At 47.1% G+C, this 22,605-nt stretch carries 17 protein-coding genes; 4 read left to right on the forward strand and 13 right to left on the reverse strand.

All coding sequences use genetic code 11. The annotated features are described in order from the left end of the window. Positions 1–45 precede the first annotated feature (45 nt). Positions 46–1,965: a molecular chaperone DnaK gene (gene dnaK / locus JFT56_RS15005; RefSeq protein ID WP_198780827.1), complete on the reverse strand. Its 1,920-nt coding sequence runs from the start codon at positions 1,963–1,965 to the stop codon at positions 46–48. Between the two features lie 292 nt (positions 1,966–2,257). Between dnaK and JFT56_RS15010 the strand changes: the two genes are divergently transcribed. The 3 genes from JFT56_RS15010 (at position 2,258) to JFT56_RS15020 (ending at position 4,177) form a co-directional block, all read left to right on the forward strand. Further along, positions 2,258–3,178, forward strand: a complete 921-nt coding sequence (locus JFT56_RS15010) for a DMT family transporter (protein WP_198780828.1) — start codon at positions 2,258–2,260, stop codon at positions 3,176–3,178. Positions 3,179–3,277: 99 nt separating this feature from the next. Further along, entirely contained in the window at positions 3,278–3,754 is a 477-nt protein-coding gene (ybaK, locus tag JFT56_RS15015) for a Cys-tRNA(Pro) deacylase (RefSeq protein ID WP_198780829.1), read from the forward strand. 120 nt (positions 3,755–3,874) lie between these two features. After that, a complete protein-coding gene (locus JFT56_RS15020; RefSeq protein ID WP_198780830.1) occupies positions 3,875–4,177 on the forward strand; it encodes a hypothetical protein in 303 nt (100 codons plus the stop codon). Positions 4,178–4,308: 131 nt separating this feature from the next. Here JFT56_RS15020 and JFT56_RS15025 read toward each other — a convergent pair whose 3' ends face one another. From JFT56_RS15025 to JFT56_RS15045, 5 genes are all read right to left on the reverse strand, one after another. Next, complete coding sequence (locus JFT56_RS15025) at positions 4,309–5,586, reverse strand: glutamate-5-semialdehyde dehydrogenase (protein WP_198780831.1); 1,278 nt, start codon at positions 5,584–5,586, stop codon at positions 4,309–4,311. Between the two features lie 12 nt (positions 5,587–5,598). After that, positions 5,599–6,717 carry a glutamate 5-kinase gene (gene proB / locus JFT56_RS15030; protein ID WP_198780832.1) on the reverse strand — a complete coding sequence of 373 codons (1,119 nt, stop codon included), beginning with the start codon at positions 6,715–6,717 and terminating at the stop codon, positions 5,599–5,601. Positions 6,718–6,915: 198 nt separating this feature from the next. Continuing rightward, positions 6,916–8,205 (reverse strand): NCS2 family permease, encoded by a 1,290-nt coding sequence (locus JFT56_RS15035; protein WP_198780833.1) that lies wholly within the window; start codon positions 8,203–8,205, stop codon positions 6,916–6,918. Positions 8,206–8,617: 412 nt separating this feature from the next. After that, positions 8,618–10,789: a TonB-dependent siderophore receptor gene (locus tag JFT56_RS15040; protein WP_198780834.1), complete on the reverse strand. Its 2,172-nt coding sequence runs from the start codon at positions 10,787–10,789 to the stop codon at positions 8,618–8,620. 930 nt (positions 10,790–11,719) lie between these two features. Beyond that, positions 11,720–13,258, reverse strand: a complete 1,539-nt coding sequence (locus JFT56_RS15045; RefSeq protein ID WP_198780835.1) for a leucyl aminopeptidase family protein — start codon at positions 13,256–13,258, stop codon at positions 11,720–11,722. Between the two features lie 219 nt (positions 13,259–13,477). Between JFT56_RS15045 and JFT56_RS15050 the strand changes: the two genes are divergently transcribed. Next, complete coding sequence (locus JFT56_RS15050) at positions 13,478–14,938, forward strand: aminoacyl-histidine dipeptidase (RefSeq protein WP_198780836.1); 1,461 nt, start codon at positions 13,478–13,480, stop codon at positions 14,936–14,938. Between the two features lie 179 nt (positions 14,939–15,117). Here JFT56_RS15050 and dinB read toward each other — a convergent pair whose 3' ends face one another. The 7 genes from dinB to nqrF form a co-directional block, all read right to left on the reverse strand. Beyond that, positions 15,118–16,194, reverse strand: coding sequence for a DNA polymerase IV (dinB, locus tag JFT56_RS15055; protein WP_198780837.1), 1,077 nt, complete (start codon positions 16,192–16,194; stop codon positions 15,118–15,120). 187 nt (positions 16,195–16,381) lie between these two features. Beyond that, entirely contained in the window at positions 16,382–18,385 is a 2,004-nt protein-coding gene (locus JFT56_RS15060; protein WP_198780838.1) for a methyl-accepting chemotaxis protein, read from the reverse strand. Positions 18,386–18,735: 350 nt separating this feature from the next. After that, positions 18,736–19,203 carry a bacterioferritin gene (bfr, locus tag JFT56_RS15065; protein WP_198780839.1) on the reverse strand — a complete coding sequence of 156 codons (468 nt, stop codon included), beginning with the start codon at positions 19,201–19,203 and terminating at the stop codon, positions 18,736–18,738. Between the two features lie 9 nt (positions 19,204–19,212). Beyond that, positions 19,213–19,686 carry a bacterioferritin gene (bfr, locus tag JFT56_RS15070; RefSeq protein ID WP_198780840.1) on the reverse strand — a complete coding sequence of 158 codons (474 nt, stop codon included), beginning with the start codon at positions 19,684–19,686 and terminating at the stop codon, positions 19,213–19,215. Positions 19,687–19,936: 250 nt separating this feature from the next. Then, positions 19,937–20,161, reverse strand: a complete 225-nt coding sequence (nqrM, locus tag JFT56_RS15075; protein ID WP_007645837.1) for a (Na+)-NQR maturation NqrM — start codon at positions 20,159–20,161, stop codon at positions 19,937–19,939. 11 nt (positions 20,162–20,172) lie between these two features. Then, positions 20,173–21,231, reverse strand: coding sequence for an FAD:protein FMN transferase (locus tag JFT56_RS15080; protein WP_233095525.1), 1,059 nt, complete (start codon positions 21,229–21,231; stop codon positions 20,173–20,175). Positions 21,232–21,330: 99 nt separating this feature from the next. Continuing rightward, a complete protein-coding gene (nqrF, locus tag JFT56_RS15085; RefSeq protein ID WP_198780841.1) occupies positions 21,331–22,587 on the reverse strand; it encodes an NADH:ubiquinone reductase (Na(+)-transporting) subunit F in 1,257 nt (418 codons plus the stop codon). Positions 22,588–22,605 lie beyond the last annotated feature (18 nt).

The raw sequence follows: 22,605 nt of genomic DNA on the forward strand, positions 1-22,605 counted from the left end.
GAAATTAACGCTTTGAAATCAATCTATTTGATTGAAAACAAATCATTACTTCTTGTCGTCTTTCACTTCTTCAAATTCAGCATCGACAACATCATCGGCAGTAGCGTTAGACTGTTTAGCAGCACCTTCTTGTGCGCCGCCTTGAGTTTGAGCTTTAGCCTGAGCAATTTCCATCAGCTTAGCAGACGCTTCGATTAAGTCTTGAGTCGCTTTTTCGATGGCTTCTTTGTCATTGCCTTTGCTGGCAGTGTCAACGGCGGCCATAGCGGCTTCGATCTTAGCCTTATCGTCTGCTGGCAGTGCATCGCCCGCTTCTTCAACTTGTTTCTTAGTTGCGTGAACTAAGCCGTCAGCTTGGTTGCGAGTTTGCACTAGCTCTTCAAACTTCTTGTCTTCTTCCGCGTGGGCTTCTGCGTCACGTACCATTTGCGCCACTTCTTCTTCGCTTAAGCCAGAAGAAGCTTTGATGGTGATGTTTTGTTTCTTGCCGGTTTTCTTGTCTGTTGCAGACACGTGCAGAATACCGTCGGCGTCGATGTCGAACATCACTTCAATTTGTGGCATGCCACGTGGTGCTGGCTCAATACCGTCTAAGTTGAACTGACCTAATGACTTGTTCGCGCTCGCTTGCTTACGCTCACCTTGCAACACGTGAATGGTCACGGCGCTTTGGTTGTCATCGGCTGTTGAGAACACTTGCTGTGCCTTAGTCGGAATAGTCGTGTTTTTCTCAATCAGCTTGGTCATTACACTGCCCATGGTTTCGATACCCAGAGACAATGGTGTTACGTCCAACAACAGAACGTCTTTCACATCACCTGACAGTACGCCAGCTTGAATCGCAGCACCTACAGCAACCGCTTCGTCTGGGTTAACGTCTTTACGAGGTTCTTTGCCGAAGAAGTTTGTTACTGCTTCTTGAACCTTAGGCATACGAGTTTGACCACCGACCAGAATCACTTCGTTGATGTCTGATACGGATAAGTCTGCGTCAGCCAGAGCGACTTTTAGTGGCTCTAAGGTACGAATGATTAAGTCTTCAACCAGAGATTCCAATTTAGCACGGGTGATTTTTACCACTAAGTGCTTAGGACCTGTCGCATCTGCCGTGATGTATGGCAGGTTAACTTCAGTCTGGTTAGTGCTTGAAAGCTCGATTTTTGCCTTTTCAGCCGCTTCTTTCAGACGTTGCATCGCTAATGGATCTTTACGCAGATCTAAGCCTTGATCTTTCTTGAATTCATCAGCTAAGTAGTTGATTAAACGGTTGTCAAAGTCTTCACCACCTAAGTGGGTATCACCGTTAGTTGCCAATACTTCGAAGGTTTGGTCGCCGTCGTTGCTGTCGATTTCGATGATAGAGATATCGAATGTACCACCACCTAAGTCGTACACTGCAACTATGTTGTCGCCTTGCTTCTTGTCGATACCGTAGGCTAATGCTGCAGCCGTTGGCTCGTTGATAATACGTTTAACTTCAAGACCTGCGATGCGACCCGCATCTTTAGTGGCTTGACGTTGTGAATCGTTAAAGTAAGCAGGTACGGTAATAACCGCTTCTGTCACTTCTTCACCTAAGAAGTCTTCCGCTGTTTTCTTCATCTTTTTCAAGATTTCAGCAGAAACCTGTGGTGGTGCCATTTTATTGCCACGGGATTCAACCCATGCGTCGCCGTTGTCGGCTGCAATGATTTTGAATGGCATGATGTTCACGTCACGTTGAACTTCGTCATCTTTAAAGCGACGACCAATCAAACGCTTGATCGCGAAGAATGTATTGTTTGGGTTAGTCACAGCTTGGCGTTTTGCTGGTTGACCCACGATGGTCTCATCATCGGTATAAGCGATGATTGACGGGGTTGTGCGATCGCCTTCAGCGTTCTCTAGTACGCGTGCTTTGCCACCATCGAGGACAGCTACACAAGAGTTTGTTGTGCCTAAGTCGATACCAATAATTTTACCCATGAGGTCCTCCGAAAAATTTCATTCAATCTAAATTTGTTTAGTTGGTTTTGATATGGGGCCGGACGCATTGTTTATCAAGTCCATTTTTGGCCGCCTTCTCTGCCTTAACACCTATATTGGGACAGGGAATTTAATTACAAGGGTGAACAAAAAAATTTTCTTACTTTATCTTTTACAGGCCGATGATTGTATAAAATATCCCAACACACAAAATACACTTGCTTATCCACCAAAGCTGTTATTCAATCTGCCCATATTCGGACAGTGGTTTCAGTGGGCAAGGTAATTAACAGTGCAATCTTCAAATTTAGCGTACCTGTATGGCATGGCGGCGGTATTCCTGTGGTCGACAGTCGCCACCGCCTTTAAAATTGCCCTCGGATATTACAGTCCATTGCAATTAGTCTTTGTTGCCGTGCTCACTTCGATTGTCGCACTTGGCGGTATCCTCGCCTGGCAAAAGAAGCTCTCTTTGCTTAAGCAACAATTTTTACGGCGCCCAACCTTTTACCTGATCACAGGGTTAATCAATCCCTTCCTCTACTATGTGGTGCTGTTTAAGGCGTATTCCTTACTGCCCGCGCAGCAGGCCCTGTCACTCAATTACACTTGGGCGGTGTTACTGCCACTGCTCGCCGCGCCTTTGTTAAAGCAACATTTGCGTAAGAGTGACATTGCAGCGGCGCTGATTGCCTATACTGGGGTGTTTATTATTGCCACCGGCGGCGATATCAGCGGCTTTCGCTTCGATAGCCCACTCGGGATTGGCCTAGCCCTGGCAAGCACCTTACTCTGGTGCCTATATTGGATTGTGAACACTAAAGATCAAGGCGATCCCGTGGTGAGTTTATTATTGAGTTTTCTTATCGGCTTACCTTTTATTGCCGTCACCTTAGTGCTGACAGATACCCTGCCCAGTTTTAGTCTTAAGGCGATTTTTGCAGGTATGTATGTGGGTTTGTTTGAGATGGGCATTACCTTTGTGCTCTGGCTAATGGCGCTGAAAACCGCCACCCGCACCGCCAATATCAGCACCTTAGTCTTTCTATCCCCTGTTATGTCGATTGGTTTTATCGCGTGGATTTTGCAGGAAACCATTGCGATAACGACCTATATTGGCCTTGGGTTTATTCTCTCGGGGATGATGTTGCAACAGCTTTTACCGAGATATTGGGAACGAAAGTCAAAAATAAACCCAAAACTTGCTGACTAAGGGTTAACTTTCATCCCAAGGGGCACAAAAAATGAAGCGGCTAACATTTTTACGTCGAATTAGCGGCTAATATCCCCCATTTTTGCGAAGGAATATTGCATGACGCCTGCCGTTCGACTGGCGAAAAAAGCCAAGATTGCATTTGAAATTTTAGAATATAGCCACGATCCCCATTGCGCCGCCTACGGTGAAGAGGCGGCAAATACCTTAGGGCTCCAACCTGCACAGGTATTTAAGACATTATTAGTTGCCACAGATAAAGCCCACGCGCCCCTTGCGGTGGCGTTAGTCCCCGTCGATCATCAACTTAATCTTAAAGCGGTGGCCAAAGCCTTAGGCCAGAAAAAGCTGCAAATGGCCGATCCTGATCTTGCCCAAAAATCCTCCGGCTACCTTGTGGGCGGTATCAGCCCCTTAGCCCAGAAAAAATCACTCCCCACCTTAATAGACCAAAGCGCGCTTGCATTTGAAAAAATCTATGTCAGTGCTGGACGCCGCGGGTTGGAGATCTGTCTAAGCGCCAATGATCTAGCCCAGCTATGTAAAGGCTCATTTGCCGATATCAAAACGCTTTAATAAGATTCCGCAAACCAGCCAACAATAGCCCTTTAAATCTATGTTAGGAAAGCGTTTGTAAAAGCGGATATTTCCATCTATAAATTGTATTGCCCAGCAAAAAAGGCTAAGGACAGTCAGATGGAAAAATCAACACAATGGAGCCAAGAGGATGGTATAGGACCTTTAGGTTGGGTCGCTATGTTGCTTTGTATTGCCCTCTTTATCTATGAACATTTTTGGGGGAATGGGTTTACCACTATGGTAGTTATGCTCTACTGCAGTTTTTTGCTCCCCTCGGTATTACTCACCCGCAGAGTGCAAGAGAAGTACTTTATTTATACCTTGGAATACATCAAGGCCTTTCGTAAATTCACTAGCATTATGTCGGCGATTTTCTTCTGTGTTTGGCTACTTGCCACCTATACGCCGCTTATTCATTGATAAAAACCTTAACTGACGAGTCACACCAATTATTGCCAATTGATTCAGTTAGATAGTGCGAATAAAAAAGCCGTCGATGCAGAGCATTGACGGCTTTTCCTTATTGGTTTTTGACTTTGGGTTTTTAACAGCTAAATACGACTAGTGTAATCGCCCCACGCTAACCATTTATACGTGGTTAGCGCCTCGAGTCCCATTGGACCGCGGGCGTGGAGTTTTTGCGTGCTCACTGCCACTTCTGCACCTAAACCAAACTGGCCACCATCGGTAAAGCGGGTGCTGGCATTCACATACACGGCGGCTGAGTTCACTTCATTCATAAAGTGCGCTGCGGCGTGAATATCATCGGTCAAAATCGCTTCCGAGTGGCCACTCGAATATTGACGAATATGACTCACGGCGGCGTCGATATCGCCCACAACTTTGATACCTAAGGTTAACGACAACCATTCGATGCCAAAATCCTCGACCTTGGCGAGCGTCACATCGAAGCCTAAACCATCGAGCAAAGCAAAACTTTGCTCACAAACTGAAAAACGCACGCCTAAACGATGCAAATACTCGGCAATTTGCGGCACAAAACGGCTTGCCACCCGCTCATCTACTAGCAAGGTGTCGAGAGCATTACACACGGTTGGACGCTGTACTTTGGCGTTAGCAATCACCGCCAAGGCCCGCTCTAGATCGGCACTTTTATCCACATATAAGTGGCAAATACCAATGCCACCTAAGATCACCGGAATCGTCGCCTGCTCGGCGCAAAGGCGCTGCAGCGCTTGACCGCCGCGGGGCACTATCATGTCGACATATTGATCAAGCTTTAGTAACCCTGTCACTAGGGCTCTATCCGGCGAATCAATAAATTGCACCGCATCTATGGGCAAACCTTGGGCAGCAATGGCGCCGCGGATCACTTCACTAATAAGCTTATTCGATTCAAGGGTTTCTTTACCGCCACGGAGGATCACCGCGTTACCCGTTTTAAGGGCAAGCACAGCGATATCCACGGTGACATTAGGCCGAGCCTCATAAATCACCCCGATCACCCCAAGCGGCACGCGGCGGCGAGTCAGCCTTAAACCGTTATCTAACAACTTGCTGCCAAATTCTTCGCCGACGGGATCGGCAAGGCGGACCACATCGCTGATATCACCGATAATGCCCGCAAGGCGAGCATCATCGAGCAATAATCTGTCGATCATCGCCTCCGTTAAGCCATCGGCCTTAGCTGCAGCCACATCCTTAGCATTGGCGGCTAAAATGGCGGCGGTGTTTTCCGTTAGCGCCGCGGCGATGGCCTCGAGTAAATCGGCCTTTTGGCGCGCCGTTAAGTTGGCTAGGGCATAGCTTGCCTGCTTGGCATTTTGGCCAAGTTGCTGTAAATACTGCGCTTGATTCATTTCACTCAAAACAGACCTCGCTTATAAGACCACCATGTCGTTGCGGTGCACTATGGCGTCACCATAATCGTAACCGAGCACAGACTCGATCTCGTCGGAATGCTTGCCCGCAATCAAACTCAAGGCTTGACCACAATATCTCGTCATCCCCTTCGCAATCACTTTACCTTTTTGATCAACTAATTGCAGCGTTGCACCGCGCTCAAATTCGCCCTTAACCCCAATAATACCTTTAGACAATAGGCTACGGCCCTTATCGGTGACGGCTTTTACCGCGCCCGCATCCAGCACTATGGAACCTTGAGTCGCGGGGCCAGCTAATATCCACTGTTTACGGCTTTCGAGCGGGTTTTCAATCGCACTAAAATGAGTGCCAACGGATTCTTTACCGACGACTTTTTTGATCACATCGGGATGATGCCCCGAGGCAATCACCACCTCAATCCCGGCGCGGCGCGCAATATCCGCCGCTTCCAGTTTAGTCGACATACCGCCCGTGCCTAAACCCGATACAGAGCCGCCCGCCAGCATCCGCAGGCTATCGTCAATTTTAACAACTTGGGAGATCAGTTTAGCGTTTGGATTAGTGCGCGGATCGGCATCGAATAGACCCTTTTGATCCGTCAATAAAATCAATAAGTCAGCATCGCACAGCAGCGCCGCGCGGGCCGATAAATTGTCGTTATCACCGACTTTAATCTCGTTGGTGGCGACGGCATCATTCTCGTTGATGATGGGGATAATATTGTTTGCTAACAAAGCATTAAGGGTATCCCTAGCATTGAGATAACGTTCCCTATTCTGTAGGTCGGCACGGGTTAGCAAGAGTTGCCCCACATGCAGCCCATAAATACTAAAGAGTTGTGCCCAAGCGAGGATCAACTGACTTTGCCCGACAGCGGCTAACAATTGCTTATTGGCCATAGTGTCGGGCAGTGTCGGGTATTGGAGATGTTCACGCCCAGCGGCAATCGCCCCTGAGGTGCATAATACGACTTCGACCCCTGACTTCATCAGTGCGGCCATTTGACGAGCAAGCTCAACCATATGGGCTTTATCCAGCTGTTTACTGCCGGAGGTCAGCACACTCGTCCCCAATTTCACTACTACGCGGCGATACGCAATCTCACTTAAGTTCATTATTCATTTGTAAAAAATAACCGAACAATCCTTATACCTAATCCATTCACTAATTGGTAGCGAGGAGCCCTTAAGTCGCCATAAATTTTCTATTTTGCTTGGGATAGCGCATTAAAAAGGGTCATCGATTAGATGACCCTCAACATTTTGCCTAATAACAGGCTATTTCACTAAAGGTTATTCACTAAGGGCTATCCATTAGCCATAAATGAATTTAGCCACAAATAATGCCGCCAAGACTACGATACCTAGGTTCAGATCACTAAAACGTCCCGTCATTAACTTGATTGCGGCATAGGAGATAATGCCAAAGGCGATGCCAGTCGCAATGGAAAAGGTTAGCGGCATTAAAATACACACCACCACCACTGGGGCGGCTTCGGTTAAATCCTCCCATTCCACATGAACTAGACCCGACATCATCAAAATCGCCACATAAAACAAGGTGCCCGCAGTAGCGTAGGCGGGGATCATGCCCGCCAATGGCGACAGGAATAATGCGGCAATAAACAGCAACCCAACGACCACGGCGGTTAAACCTGTGCGGCCACCCGCGCTCACACCCGATGTGCTCTCGATATAGCTAGTGGTCGTCGAAGTCCCAAAAGCCGCGCCCGCAATGGTCGCTAAACTATCGGCGGTTAAGGCACGATTTAACCGTGGTAAACGGCCTTTATCATCGAGAAAACCACCGCGCTGGGCGACGGCGACTAAGGTGCCAGAGGTATCGAAGAGATCCACAAATAAGAAGGCAAACACGACTGACAGCATTGTAACTTCAAATACTTGGGATAAATCCATCTTCATAAAGGTCGGCGCAACAGAAGGCGGCATCGAAACTATGCCCTGGTACTGCACATCACCAAACACTAATCCTAGGCCAGTGATTATCAGGATGCTTAAAATCACCGCCGACTTCATGCCACGTTGCACCATGGCAATAATCAGGAAGAACCCTAACACCGCCATCACAGCTGGGAACGCTGTGATATCCCCCATAGTCACTAAGGTTGCAGGACTTGCCACCACTATACCTGCGCTTTTAAGGCCGATAAGTGCGAGGAACAATCCAATCCCCGCGGCGATACCTAGGCGCAACGACATAGGAATACTATTCACAATCCATTCCCGTATACGCACTAAGGATAAGATTAAAAAGCAAATTCCCGAGAGAAATACCGCGCCTAGGGCTGTCTCCCAGCTATAACCCATTTCCCCCACGACAGTGTAGGTAAAAAAGGCGTTAAGCCCCATGCCGGGGGCGAGGGCGATGGGATAATTCGCTAGGAGTCCCATCACTAAACAACCGACAGCGGCGGCTAAACAGGTCGCCACAAACACGGCACCATGGTCCATACCCGCATCGGCTAACATCATTGGATTGACAAAAATGATGTAGGCCATCGTCATAAATGTGGTCAAACCTGCTATTGCTTCCTGCTTGAGGCTCGTTTGATTTTGTTTCAGTTTGAACAGCTTTTCTAACATGGAACTGGGTTCCTTTTTATTTTGAGTAGGTAGGGGATAAAAATGTAAATACTATGTAGCTAGTGTTATTCGTTGGCGATTATAGGGAGTTTGTGCTGGTCAGGCCAGAACATTGATAGAAAAATGCTTGATAGAAATCGCTAATCAGAACAAAAAAATCACCCCGAGTTAACCCTATAAAAAACTGTGGTAACTAGGCTTAGCAAGCCAATAGGCACGAGCACAATATTCAAGCGTCTATTAAAAGTAAAAGCGCACTGTTTTTTAAGCAGGATAATCTTGATGGATGGCAACGACTTACATGCCACCATGAATTAGACCCCTGATATTCACTGATATAGCAAGCGCTGCACATAAAAAAGCCGGCGCTACGAGGAACACCGGCTACTTTTAGTTCAAACGATTTAAGCACTTAAAAACGGTAGTTAAAGCTCACGGTAAAGTTACGCGGCGCACCGTAGTGATATACGCTATAAGCTTCGGGCAGATAGTCTGAGGTCGACATATAGGCATAGTATTTCTCATCGAGCAGATTCTCGAGGTTGAACTGCAGATCCATATTATCGGCTAAATCATAGCGTGCCATCAGGTTCACTAATGAGTAAGCCTCCTGTTCAATCCGTACTGTGCCCCCCTCAGAATAGCTGTCACTTTGCCAATTAACGCCTCCGCCCACGGTCAGCTCGGGTAAAAGCTCAACAAATTGATAAGTGGTAAATAGCTTAAACTGTTTCTGAGGGCTGGTTGTCGCGACTCTTTTCCCCTCTTTATCCTCAGCATTAAACTGCGAATAACCCGCGGAGATGTTCCAACCATCGGCGGGCTCACCCACGACTTCCAACTCAAAGCCCTTACTCTTAGTGCCTTGGGCAGCCTCATAATAATTCACGGGTTGACCATCAATCATCACAGTGCCCGCAAGAATGGCTAAATTATCCTGATCGATTTGAAATATTGCCACTGTGGTGTGCAGGCGATCATCGAGATAAGAACTCTTAAGGCCTAGCTCATAGGCTTTACCTTCTAATGGATCAAGGTAATCACCATTGATATCTATGTAGTTTTGCGGGTTAAAGATTTCGGTGTAACTGGCATAAACCCGGTGCGCTTCATTGATGTCGTACAAGGCGCCCACATAGGGCACAAACACACCATCATCACCAAAGTTAGTATCGGTGCCATAACTAACACCTTCACGATTCCAACTGGAAATACGTCCACCGGCAATCACTTTAAAATCATCGGTAATGGTCAATCGAGTGGCAGCGTAAACGCCTTTCTGCTCCGTATCCATATCCAACTGGCGATTAGCATCTGTTGACCACTCAGGCTCTGCAAATTGATTTTGCTGCCATTCATAGAAGTTATCGACTGGCTGTGAATCCCACCCCGACATATTGTCGCGGATAGGTTCAAAGGTGTCGGCATAGGATTTTTGTTTGCTATAGAGAGCCCCCGTTACAAACTCATGCTGTTGCCCAAATAACTCATAATCGCCCTTCAACTGCAAATCGAAGTTGTCGGAATTACTCTCACCATGACTGTGATAACGCTGGCCACTTAATCCGGCTCCGGTATTTTCATCGAGTAAACCAGACATATAAATCATTTTGGTGGTGGTTTCATACTCCATGCGATTATAGTTCGCCACTAATTGCCAACCGTTGCTGAAGTAGTGATTAAGGTTAGCAAAGTAGTTGATATTAGTTGTTTCCCAGCGGCTCCAGTCGGCAGCCGTAGTCGTAGAAACATCCCAATCTGTGGGGGAACCATCACTGAATACCGCGGGTAATGCTCCCCACATAGCGCCTTTAGGGTCATTATGATTGTAACTCCCCCCTATTCGCAGCAGCGTATTCTCGGTGATATCGGTATCGACAACACCGTAGAAAATGGTCTTACGGTCCTCATAGAGATCTTGATAAGAGTCGCTATTCAAATACTTAGCCACCATGCGGCCACGCACACTACCGCTTTCATTCAACCCATTGGAGACATCGGCGGTGATTTCTTTTTTATCCCAGCTGCCCGTCGCCACATCGACGTACCCCTTAAGATCGGAGCTATCTGCATGTTTACGAACAAGGTTAATGGAGGCAGAAGGATCGCCCGCACCTGTGAGTAATCCTGTCGCGCCACGAACCACTTCAACGCGCTCGTAAATAGACACATCGGAGACAGTTTCCCCCGCATCCCCACCTAAGCTCCACGATAATGGCACGCCATCAATTTGATAGTTTTGAACATCGAATCCACGGGCAGAAAAACCATTACGCACGTTATCTGTCTTAGATGAAGACAAACCCACAGTGTTATTGACTACATCGACAACGGTATTTAATGCCTGATCCTGTATCCGCTCGGCGGTCATAATACTGACGGACTGAGGAGTTTCCTGCAGCGACAGCCCTAAGCCTGTCGCAGTATCAATCGTTCTGCTGATGGTGTATTTACCCATCACAGTAATTTTTTCGATATTTTGATCTTTTGCATCGGCAGCAGAAGACTGATCTTCAGCCCAAACTGCCAAGGGGTTTAATGCCAGAGTCACAGCAGCCGCAAGAGGAAGTAGATTAAAGCGCATAGTTAGTTAGGTTGTTGCTTCAGGGTGTGCATACGGTAACACTATTGAGAACGGTTTGCATTTGCATTTTGTGTGACAAAGGTAACAAATTTTATCATTCTTTAGTCGTAGAACACTCCCACCGAACATCTACAGCAATTTACTTTTAAAAAACATGCTCTTATAGGAACGCTATTCTCTAGCGATGACATTGTCATTTTAAGATAACAGCCTCAATCCGCTATAGAATTTTCCGATCATAGGTATCCGTTGCTAAGCGTTAGGAGAAAAAAAGGCAAAAAAAAGCCTGCTCAATGAGCAGGCAAAGACATATTTCAAGCGTCCCTTTCGGGGAAGTACATTACCGCGCTAGCGGGAAAAACCTGGCATACCCATGCAAAAACACCGATATGCTACTTGAGTCTAAACACGCCAAAAAAGGCGATACAAAGGTTGATGGATGATGGAAACTAAAACTTTAAGGAGGGTTAGCCCTTAAAGCTCATGGCGAATAAACCGCCACGCAAAACATCAGTGTTGAACCAAGTGTTCTGCCAATAAAAATGGTTGTTGCCTGTATAAGACATAGTCAATACTCCTAAATAAGTTGTGATTAAGTGCTCTAGTGAAGCTTGGCTCGGTTCCTTGGAACTAGAGATTCTCAAATCCGTTGAGACGACTTGTCACTCGGGTCCTTGGAGAAAAATATCCATCCTGGATAGACTAGAGAGGAAAGGCGTAGTGCCTAATCCACGAAAGCAATTATATGGATTTGTAGTTTTATTACAACCTTTATTTGTATTTTTTTTAATTAACGCTTTTTAATGTAATTAAATTACACAATCATAGTGGAGTTAATGGCGATCTGCTTCACATAAAAACAGAAATAATCCTGTAAACATCTAATAAGTAAGATATTACAGAATTATTTCTATTTGTTACCACAAATCGTTAGCGATTGATCAGATATTGATACAAGCCCACCAGCGGACTGGCCGTAGGTTTGCCATACAGCGGATCACCTTCAGTCGCACTGCCGGCGATATCTAAGTGGGTATAAGCTAAGGGAATGGGGGCATTAAGCCCATGGTCAAATAGCCCTGACGCCTTCAGTAAAAACGCCGCAGGATATTGATGTCCACGGGCAGTCACCGATGACGGCGCATTATTTGAGGATAATATTTCAGCAGCGCCAGACACATCGCGGATCTTAGCAAAATCTTCACGGCGCAGGCTCGACACTTCAAAGGGCTCGCCCCACTGAGTCGACTGCTGTTGTAAAGTGACAGCGCATTGCTGTGCGCTCGCTACCGAGTTTTCCACCGCCGCAGGATAACCGCCATAGCAGCGCACCACATGCCCAGTCAGTGTTGCCACCGAAAATAGTTCTGGCTTCACCGCCGACACGGCTTTGATGCGTAAATGACTCAGTAAATCCGCTAACACTAAACGCCCTTCGGCATCCGTATTACCAATCCGCACTCGCACCCCCGCATGGCTAGTGATGATTTCATCGGTGACGAAGGCTTCGCTACCAATGCTGTTACGCACTAACCCCAACTCGGCAATCACGCGAATTCCCTTAGGTTTGAGCATGGACAGAGTTTTAAATAGCCCCGCCACGGCAGAAGCGCCGCCTTTATCGCGGCTCATGCCCGCCATAGCACCGCCGACTTTCAGATCGGCGCCGCCGGTGTCGTAAATCACGCCCTTACCTGCAAACAGGAAAGTGCGAGTCACCTCACCCTCTGGCAAATACTCTAATTTCACGACTCGGGGCTGATGACGACTGACGGCAAAAGACGAACGCGCCACGGCGCTGAGCAGCGGATAATCTCGCTCTAAAATATCTCTGTCTTCCACCACGGCGGTTTTGATCACGCTGCCCTTAAAGGATTGCAGACAATAATCGGTAAAGGCTTTAGCCGACATGCGCTCGGGCTCAGTACCACATAAATCCCGCGCTAGTACTCGTCCTGCTTCTAAGGCATTGAGCAAATTACTGTTATGGGTTGATGAAGAGAATAACCCTATGGCCTCAAATGCAGGTGTTAAGCCGGTCGCCTCACGCAGCTCTAAGGTTTGCCACAGTTCTTGACCGCAGGCTAAGGCCGCAACTTCAGCGGCAAAACCAAAACGCGCGTCCTTCGATGGCACTACATATAACAGTGGGCGTTTTGCGCCCGCCTCTTTGGCAATGGCAATCGCCGCCCTTGCGGCATCGGCATAGACTCGCACGTCCACATACTCGTCGTTCACTTGGGTGACAGGCGCGATAATCAAGCGACCTCCCGCCAGCCCAGGGGCAAACAGTAATGTCGGGCTCTTACCGACACGCTTATCCACGTGGGCACCGTGCTTAGCTAATAACCCTATCTCATCAAAATCGATGGCATCCAGATCGGGCGTCACCACCACAACCGCATCCCAACCTTCACCATCAAAAATGGCATTTTCTGCTTTTACATCAACGAAATTAACTTGAAACATGACCCATCCTTTTTCATTATTGTGTCTGCATTATTCCCGCTCTATCGCCTAATTACCAATCTAAAAGTGCTATCGGCACCCTCTTAAAAAATCGAACTGGAAACTTTGGCTGCCAGCGTAGCAAAAGCCTGTGACGCTGTGATTATTTGGCTGCACAGAATGTGCTAGAATGGCCGCAAATTTGCCCTATACCCACAAGACCTTATGAGGGACACATCCGTGACAGCGTTAAGTCAGTTATACCCACAGCCATTATGGCAATGGTTTGAACAAATTTGTGCTATTCCCCACCCTTCCAAACACGAGCAAGCCTTAAGCCAGCACATCCAAGCATGGGCCAAAGATAAGCAACTCGCCGTAGTCGAAGATGCCGTTGGCAACTTAATCATCCGTAAACCTGCTACGCCGGGTATGGAAGATCGTAAAACTGTGGTGATCCAAGCTCACATCGATATGGTGCCACAGAAGAATGCCGATAAAGTCCATGATTTTACGAAAGATCCTATCGAAGCCTATGTAGATGGCGATTGGGTTAAAGCCAAAGGTACAACCTTAGGTTCTGATAACGGTATCGGTATGGCATCGGCGCTGGCCATTTTAGGCTCTGATGATATCAAGCACGGCCCATTAGAAGTGCTGCTGACCATAGATGAAGAAGCGGGCATGACGGGCGCCTTCGGTTTACAGGCGGGCATGCTCGATGCTGAGATCCTGATCAACACAGATTCAGAGCAAGAAGGTGAAATCTACATGGGCTGCGCCGGCGGCGTCGATGCCCAAATCACCCTGCCTATGGTGTGGCAGGCCTCTGAGCAAAGTTACTCGGCCTTTAGTCTGCATTTGTCGGGCTTAAAGGGTGGCCACTCTGGGGTGAACATTCACTTAGGTCGTGGCAACGCCAATAAACTATTGGCGCGTTTCCTGTTTGAAAATGCCGATGAGTTAGCGTTAGAGCTGACCCAATTTACCGGCGGTTCACTGCGTAATGCGATTCCACGGGAAGCCAATATCAGCTTTATGTTGCCCGCCGAAAATGTCGATGCGCTTAATGAAAAAGTCAGCGCCTTCGAAGCCTTAGTACGCACAGAACTTGCTATTGCCGATCCCGATATGCGTTTAGTGTTGACTGAAATCCCAACGCCAAAACGGGTGATGAGTGAGAACAGCCAAAATACCCTGATCGATTTGCTACATGTGTGCCCGAACGGCGTGATCCGCATGAGCGATGAAGTCGAAGGGGTGACTGAAACCTCACTCAACGTAGGCGTTATCAGCACAGACGATGAACAAGTCACAATCCTATGCCTTATCCGTTCACTAATTGATTCTGGTCGCAGCCAAGTCGAAGGCATGTTAACTGCGTTAACTAACTTAGCCGGAGCCGAAATTGATTTAAGCGGCGCTTATCCAGGCTGGAAACCCGATAACAGCTCGCCCGTAATGGCGATAGTGCGTGAAACCTATCAAGACATTTACCACAAAGAGCCAGTGATCATGGTGATCCATGCGGGTCTCGAGTGTGGTCTATTCAAGAAACCCTATCCAGAGATGGATATGGTCTCGATTGGCCCCACCATTCGCTATCCCCACGGTCCAGACGAGATGGTGAACATCACCACAGTCGGCCAATACTGGACCTTATTATTAGCCGTACTCGAGCGCATTCCAGTTAAAGCCTAAGGATTAGCCTTAAGCGATTCGCACCAATCGAAGGCCATATCTGCAAAATTCAGATATGGCCTTAGTTTTATCGCCGCTAAATCTTTGTCGCTTAATCTTGATTCTCACAACACAATCTTCGTCACTCAATCTTTACCACTTAATCTTCACCAACATCCCCCCTAAAGTATCTATACGCCCTAGAAGGCTAAATCGAGTTGAGTCTGGGCAGTTAGGCTCTCGGAGGCGGTGAGGATAGAATCGGCGAGCCCCACTGAAATACCTAATAGGCGAATGCCGCGCCCCTCTTGCCTTGCCATCGCCTGCGCCAGTAGCTCGTAGAACATGACAATCGAGACTTCATCGCTGCGGTGCTCTATGGTGGTTTGCTTGAAATCGTTAAACTTGAGTTTAACGACTTGCTTATGAATTTTGCGCTCCTTAGCGCTGCGACTTAAACGTAGGGCTAATTCTTGGATCAATCCCGGCATCACCTGTTGGCACTGCTCTAGAGTATAAATGTCCTTCGCCAGCGTGGTTTCAACCCCGACGGATTTGCGCTCTTGGCCGATGGAAATACCCCGTTCATCGATTCCTTGGGAACGTTCAATCAAGACTCCGCCAAATTTACCGAATCGGGCAAGTAACTCTTGTTTCGAATAGCGCTGCACATCGCCACAGGTGTTAAGCCCGAGTGAAGCAAGCTTTTCGGCGGTGACTTTGCCGACACCGGGAATTTTACGTAGCGATAGGGTTTTAACAAACTCGGGAAGCGTCTCTGGGGTAATCACATATTGGCCGTTTGGTTTATTCAGATCCGAGGCGACCTTAGCTAAAAACTTCACCGGGGCTATGCCCGCCGAAGCGGTTAACCCTGTTTCGGCTAAGATATCGCGGCGAATGGCCTTAGCAATCAAAGTCGCAGAGCCCTTATATTGTTGGCACTCACTCACATCTAAATAGGCTTCATCTAAGGAAAGCGGTTCAATCAATGGGGTATAGCGGGAGAAAATTTCACGAATTTGCAGCGACACTTCTTTGTAAACCTGCATCCGCCCAGGTACCAAAATAAGATCGGGACACAACTTAAGGGCATAGGCGGTCGCCATCGCCGAACGTACACCAAATTTACGCGCCTCGTAGCTGCAAGTGCTGATCACTCCACGGCGATCGCTGCTACCGCCCACGGCTAACGGCTTGCCACGGTACTCGGGAAAGTCGCGCATTTCCACTGCGGCAAAATAGCAGTCCATATCGATGTGAATAATTTTTCGCACGTTGAATTCCTCCAACGCCAAAATACTGTATATAAAAACAGTAATCAAGTGCCGCTAGCCGATTTACATGGAATAAGGCGAAAAGTAAAAGGAGCCTAGGCTCCTTTTATGGGGGAATAATTCGTTAATGCATGGGCTAAGTTAGCAAGCCGTCAGCATATTAGTGAACACGCTGCCTCACTCAGGTTTAGATCTTGAATTGGCCGATATTGCGGCTGAGTTCACGGGTCATATGCTCAAAACCCTGCAGGCTTTGGGACAAATCCTGGCTCGATAACAAAGACTGATCCGATAGCCCACGCACATTCTCGACATTTTGCGCCACTTCCTCGGCCACCACAGCTTGCTGACCGATAGCAACGGTAATTTCTACCGTCTGCTGCTGGATAGACATGATCGCCGTGGCAATGTCATTCAGCGCCGCTTCAACCTGAGTCGTTAACACTTGACCCGCTTTCGCCTGCTCGACGCCCGACTCCATCACTTGCTCCGCTTGCAGGGCACTCTGTTGCAGCGTTTGGATAATTCCTTGAATATTGGCGGTAGAATCTTGGGTACGGGATGCCAAAGTACGTACTTCATCGGCCACTACGGCAAAGCCACGGCCCTGCTCCCCCGCCCGCGCCGCTTCAATCGCCGCATTCAATGCGAGTAGATTGGTTTGCTCGGCAATATTACGGATAACACTCAGGACTTCACCGATTTGCTCTGAGCTGCTGCGTAGGTGTTTAATCACTTTCGCCGCTTCAATCACCTGCTGGGATAGCGCCTTCATGCCTTCGGTCGCGCGGGAAACGATTTGCGTACCATCGCTGGCCTGAGTTTGCGCCTTCTCGGCAAAATCATTCGCCCGCTGGGCACTCACGGCCATTTCTTGGCTGGTTTGCGCCATTTGAGTTGCGGCGGTGGCAACCGAATCTATCTGTTGCTTCTGCGATGAGACCGACGATACGGCTAAGTCACAGATCTGCCGCGCATCGACAACACCCGTGCCCACCTCTTGGGTTAAACTTCGAGTATCCAACAGCATATGCTGCACTTTCTCGGCGAAGCGATTAAAAGCATCACCCAACTTACCTAACTCATCTTCCCGCTGCATAAGAATACGTTGGGATAAATCGCTATCACCTTCGGCAATGTCTTCCATCGCATCGAGCAACTTAGACAACTGACGTCTAAAGGGCAGTAACATCAACCAAACCGTCATCCCCACTAAGATCATAATGCCGATGGCGACAAAACAGGCATTCCAAAATGCCGCCGTAACGGGTGCTTCAATCACTTCGTGGGGCAACATAAAGGCTAAGTGCCATTTTTGTTTTGGATAATCGCCGCCGACAGACACAAATACCACCCGCTGGGAAATGCCATTGAAGGTGACTTCAGCAAACCCCTCAGGCTCACGCTGCATCTGCTGTCTTAGGGCGGTAAAACCTGCAGTGTCCTTAAATTGACTATCAATTTGATTGGCTAAGGACCCCGGAGGAAAACGCTCGGAGAAACCAGGGAAATACACCAACTTGCCTTCATCCGTCATCAAGAAAGCTTGACCGAAATTACGGTATTTGATTGGTGCCAAAAGGTTTTTGCCTATGGTGTCGATCAAAATATCCATACCACCAATGCCGATAAGCTCGCCATTGGCCCCATAGACAGGGGTTTTAACCGTCGCAGAAATAGAACCGTCGTTGGCATCGACTGCGGGATCGCCAACAAACAGACCGCGCTGGTCAATCGCCTCCTGCCACCAAGGGCGTTTATTGGTGTAATAGTTAGGATCGCCATCGAAACGGCCATTTAAATCAAAATATTCAAAGGTATTGGCCGAGCCAAAGAACACTGACTTCACATCGCTATCACGCTCAGAGAACGACTTAAAATAACGAATAATATCTTGGTACTGCGCATCAGTGGCGAGGTTACTGCCGCGGGCATGGTACTGACTAAACCAATTAACTAACCCGGGCTCGGCAAACACTGAATGGATCACTTGCCCCTTGGCAATAAAGTAACCACTGATTTCGTTGGCTTTTAAGGCTACCAGCGCCGAAATATCCGCATCCACTTGCTTACGGGTATTGTTACTTTCTTTATTAACAAGCAAAGCAGCAACTAAAGTGAGGAGTACAGCAAGTGCACCAACGATAGTCACCACCAACTGTAAACTGAGAGAGCGTTTTATATATTCCATTAATCTTCCCGTCTGGCTGAGCTATAACTGACAAAAGGCGTACAAAAACAGTTTCACACGGTAACAATTTTTACCGACTAACAACAGATGAAATGCTCAGAAAATACGTAAACAAGTATTTGTAAAGACACAGGAATAGTCGTTTAACACTATTTGCTAAATTTGATATAGATCACAGAGGATGAGTTGGTGAAAGACCTATTTGGCAGTCAATTAGGCTATATACTCTAATTATGCGGGAGCCGTACTCGTCCAAACCTGCTCAAGGCAAGCTTTGTCTCTTAAGTGGACTTGATAACATTAAGCCAGTTAAATGACTTAACTGGCCTTAATTTGAGGTGCAACTTTAACTACATTTTCGTTTGCAGATAATTTTGCAAACCAATTCGGTCAATTAGTCCGAGTTGTTTTTCGAGCCAATACATATGGTCAGACTCAGTATCGTCGAGTAATACTTCGAGAATTTCACGGGTCTGGTAATCTTGCTTCTGCTCACACAGGGCAATGACTTTACGCAAATCATCGGCAACCTTATATTCGTAGGCGAGATCGTTACGCAGCATCTGTTCCACATTTGAGCCGATATTTAATGCCTCACGGGCCGCCACATTAGGCACGCCTTCGAGGAATAAAATACGTTGTACCAGTTTTGCCGCATGACCTTTCTCATCATCCGATTCATGGGCGATCCGCTCATAGAGTTCGTTTAGCCCCCAATCTTCGTACATATGGGCATGGACAAAATACTGATCCATCGCCGAGAGTTCTCCCGTTAGGAGTCGATTTAATGCATCGATAACGTCTTTATCGCCTTTCATATTTCGCTCCTATGACTCACTCATTTGTGACTGCAGATAATTTTGAATACCGGTTAAGCTAATTAGCTCCTGCTGTGATTCGAGCCAATCTAAGTGCTCTTCTTCATCTTCAAGAATATCTTCTAGCAGATCGCGACTGACATAATCCTGCTCGGCTTCACACAGGCTAATCGCATCGCGCAGCAGTGTTAGCTGCTCTTGCACCATGGCTAGATCGCAGTCGAGCATTTCTTGGCTATGTTCACCAATGCGTAACTTTTCAAGTTGCTGCAGATTCGGCAGTCCTTCCAAAAACAGCACCCGCTCGATAAGCTTATCGGCGTGTTTCATATCTTGAATGGATTTTTTGTATTCGACGTGATTGAGCTTTTCTAGGCCCCAATGTTTAAACATTCGAGCATGGAGAAAATATTGATTGATGGCCGTCAACTCACAGGTAAGCACCCGATTCAGTTGCCCAACCACTTTTGGATGACCTTTCATAAGTTACGATCCTTGTTAAAGGGAAAAAGATTGATCTAAATCAAGCTTCTAGCCTAGTACAATTTATCGACTAACTCAAATTTTCTTTATTTTTCACAAACTTAAAGATAAAAAACATTCTCATTTTCACTTAGATTAGCACGCTATCTACCTCATATCCCAAGGATAAATTTAAGTGAATCGTCTAGGCTGGTAAGTTTCAGGCAAAAAATAGCCTCCTAGGTAGGAGGCTATTGTCGATTAAGAGGGGTTAAATAATTCGGTCTTTGGTTAGCTTCTCACGGCGCGCTTCTTCAGCAGCCATGCGACGCTTACGCTTGTCGCAGGGATCATCACAATCGCAGGCTTTTTCAATCCCTAGTACACCCAAACCGCCACAGCTTCCTTCAACGGCTTTGCGCTTAATGAGATAACCTATCGACATCAGCAAAAAGAACAATAACAAAATCACAAATGCCGCGATAAAAGTGCTCATGTTTACTCCAACTACTTAAGGAAAGGCTTGAAGGCGTCACTATAATAGACTTTAAATCCTTCACCTTGCTTTTCTATTAGCATTATCGCCAAGTGTTCCTTCTTGGCAAGCTCCAATGATGCTTCTGTGCCTAAAACCATCATCGCCGTCGCAAAACCGTCGGCCGTCATACACTCTTTATGCAGCACGGTCACAGAGGCTAGCTTATGATTTACAGGTAAACCAGTACGTGGATCAATTATATGGGTAAAACGTTGACCGTCTTCTTCATAATAATTGCGATAATCCCCTGAAGTGGCCATAGCCATAGTGCCCGGCTCAATCACCTGTTGCACTGCCATACCATCATCTGTGGGTTTTTCTATCGCCACGCGCCAAGAACTGCCATCACTCTTAGTACCTTTAATGCTTAGCTCGCCGCCAATTTCCACTAAGTAACCCGTTGCCTGGTACTTATCTAAAATAGAGGCCACCTTATCGACACCAAAGCCCTTGGCAATTGATGATAGATCCACATACAAATGGGCGTTGTGTTTACTTAAACGATTGCCTTCGATAGAAAGTTCGTGGATACCGGTTTTCGCTTTAGCCGCATCAATATCGGCCTGTGATGGCACTTGAGTTGGACGCTTATCAGGCCCAAATCCCCATAGATTCACTAATGGCCCAAGGGTGATATCCAAGGCTTTATCGGTTACGTCATAGAGACGTATGCCTTCCTGCACCACTTTAATGGTATCGGCAGAAACTTCAACACTCTGCTCTAATGGCAGTTGGTTGAAACGGGATAATTCTGAATGAGGGCGATAGGTAGACATTTGATCATTGACTAACTCAAGCGCCAGATCAATTTCTGCCTGTAGTAATTGCGCCGTCGGCATCTGCTTATTCGAAACGACTTTAATGTGATAAGTCGTGCCCATAGTGCTACCGGCTAATGAAATCACTTCGTCCGGTTTTGTACAGCCCGAAATAAAAAAGGCCAGCCCAAGGAGGACTAGCCAGTTCACTGAATGCTTTAACACTGAGGTTTTTAACATTGCGGTTTTTAACGCTAAGGTCTTAGACATAGTGACCAACAACTCTTTATTGTGCCCTTAAATGCAAAAGTTGCAGATGAGAGATGGTCCTCAACATCTGCAACTTTTTTCATCTCAGGCTAATGAACATTAGCCGCCGAAGTCATCCAGTAGGATGTTTTCATCTTCGACACCAAGATTTTTCAACATACCAATTACGGCAGCGTTCATCATTGGAGGTCCACACATGTAGAACTCGCAATCTTCTGGGGCTTCGTGATCTTTCAGGTAGTTTTCATACAATACGTTATGAATAAAACCAGTATAACCGTCCCAATTGTCCTCTGGTTGAGGATCGGACAGCGCCACATGCCATACGAAGTTTTCATTCTCAGCGGCGAGGCCGTCGAAGTCTTCCACGTAGAACATTTCACGCTTAGAACGCGCACCGTACCAGAAACTCATCTTACGCTTAGACTTAAGGCGCTTGAGTTGGTCGAAAATGTGCGAACGCATTGGTGCCATACCCGCACCGCCGCCGATAAACACCATTTCTGCATCGGTATCCTTCGCGAAGAACTCACCGAATGGACCAGAAATCGTCACTTTATCGCCCGCTTTTAAGCTCCAAATGTAAGATGACATCTTACCGCAAGGCAGTGTCAAATTACGTGGTGGAGGCGTAGCAATACGCACGTTCAGCATGATGATGCCAAACTCTTCTGGGTAGTTAGCCATTGAGTAAGCACGAATCGTTTCTTCATCAACCTTAGACTCAAGATTGAAGAAACCAAAGTGTTCCCAGTCACCGCGGTATTTTGCAGGCACGTCGAAGTCTGCATATTTAACATGGTGAGCTGGCGCTTCAATTTGGATATAACCGCCTGCGCGGAATGGAACTGATTCGCCATCAGGAATTTGTAGCTTCAGTTCTTTAATGAAAGTGGCTTTGTTATCGTTAGAGATAACAGTACATTCCCATTTTTTGATACCGAAGATTTCTTCGTCAAGCTCGATTTCCATATCGTTCTTAACGTTAACCTGACACGAAAGACGACAACCTTTACGGGCATCACCTTTGCTGATGTGGTCAAGTTCAGTTGGCAGAATATCACCACCACCAGACTTAATCACCACGCGACATTGGCCACATGAGCCACCGCCACCACAGGCACTCGATACGAAGATACCGCTATTGGCTAAAACGCCTAACAGCTTACCGCCCGCACCGGTTTTAATCGCTTTTTCAGGATCGTCATTGATGCCGATCGTGATGTCACCACTCGCCACAAGTTTAGATTTAGCGAATAAAATCACTAATACTAAGATGAGGACGATAGCAGTAAACATACTCACACCGAGGTAAACCTCGAGCGGAGTAGATTTAAAAATACCAAGAATATCCATTAACTTATCCTTAGAAGG

Origin of the sequence: Shewanella putrefaciens (assembly GCF_016406305.1) — a bacterium.
Lineage (GTDB): Bacteria > Pseudomonadota > Gammaproteobacteria > Enterobacterales > Shewanellaceae > Shewanella > Shewanella putrefaciens_C.

Bases quoted from the DNA above. Each gene is read 5' to 3' on its own strand.
- JFT56_RS15035 (WP_198780833.1), bottom strand. From the start codon at position 8,205: ATGTTAGAAAAGCTGTTCAAACTGAAACAAAATCAAACGAGCCTCAAG.
- nqrM (WP_007645837.1), bottom strand. From the start codon at position 20,161: ATGAGCACTTTTATCGCGGCATTTGTGATTTTGTTATTGTTCTTTTTG.
- ybaK (WP_198780829.1), top strand. From the start codon at position 3,278: ATGACGCCTGCCGTTCGACTGGCGAAAAAAGCCAAGATTGCATTTGAA.
- JFT56_RS15060 (WP_198780838.1), bottom strand. From the start codon at position 18,385: ATGGAATATATAAAACGCTCTCTCAGTTTACAGTTGGTGGTGACTATC.
- bfr (WP_198780839.1), bottom strand. From the start codon at position 19,203: ATGAAAGGCGATAAAGACGTTATCGATGCATTAAATCGACTCCTAACG.
- JFT56_RS15020 (WP_198780830.1), top strand. From the start codon at position 3,875: ATGGAAAAATCAACACAATGGAGCCAAGAGGATGGTATAGGACCTTTA.
- dnaK (WP_198780827.1), bottom strand. From the start codon at position 1,965: ATGGGTAAAATTATTGGTATCGACTTAGGCACAACAAACTCTTGTGTA.
- JFT56_RS15080 (WP_233095525.1), bottom strand. From the start codon at position 21,231: ATGTCTAAGACCTTAGCGTTAAAAACCGCAATGTTAAAAACCTCAGTG.
- proB (WP_198780832.1), bottom strand. From the start codon at position 6,717: ATGAACTTAAGTGAGATTGCGTATCGCCGCGTAGTAGTGAAATTGGGG.
- JFT56_RS15040 (WP_198780834.1), bottom strand. From the start codon at position 10,789: ATGCGCTTTAATCTACTTCCTCTTGCGGCTGCTGTGACTCTGGCATTA.
- bfr (WP_198780840.1), bottom strand. From the start codon at position 19,686: ATGAAAGGTCATCCAAAAGTGGTTGGGCAACTGAATCGGGTGCTTACC.
- nqrF (WP_198780841.1), bottom strand. From the start codon at position 22,587: ATGGATATTCTTGGTATTTTTAAATCTACTCCGCTCGAGGTTTACCTC.
- JFT56_RS15045 (WP_198780835.1), bottom strand. From the start codon at position 13,258: ATGTTTCAAGTTAATTTCGTTGATGTAAAAGCAGAAAATGCCATTTTT.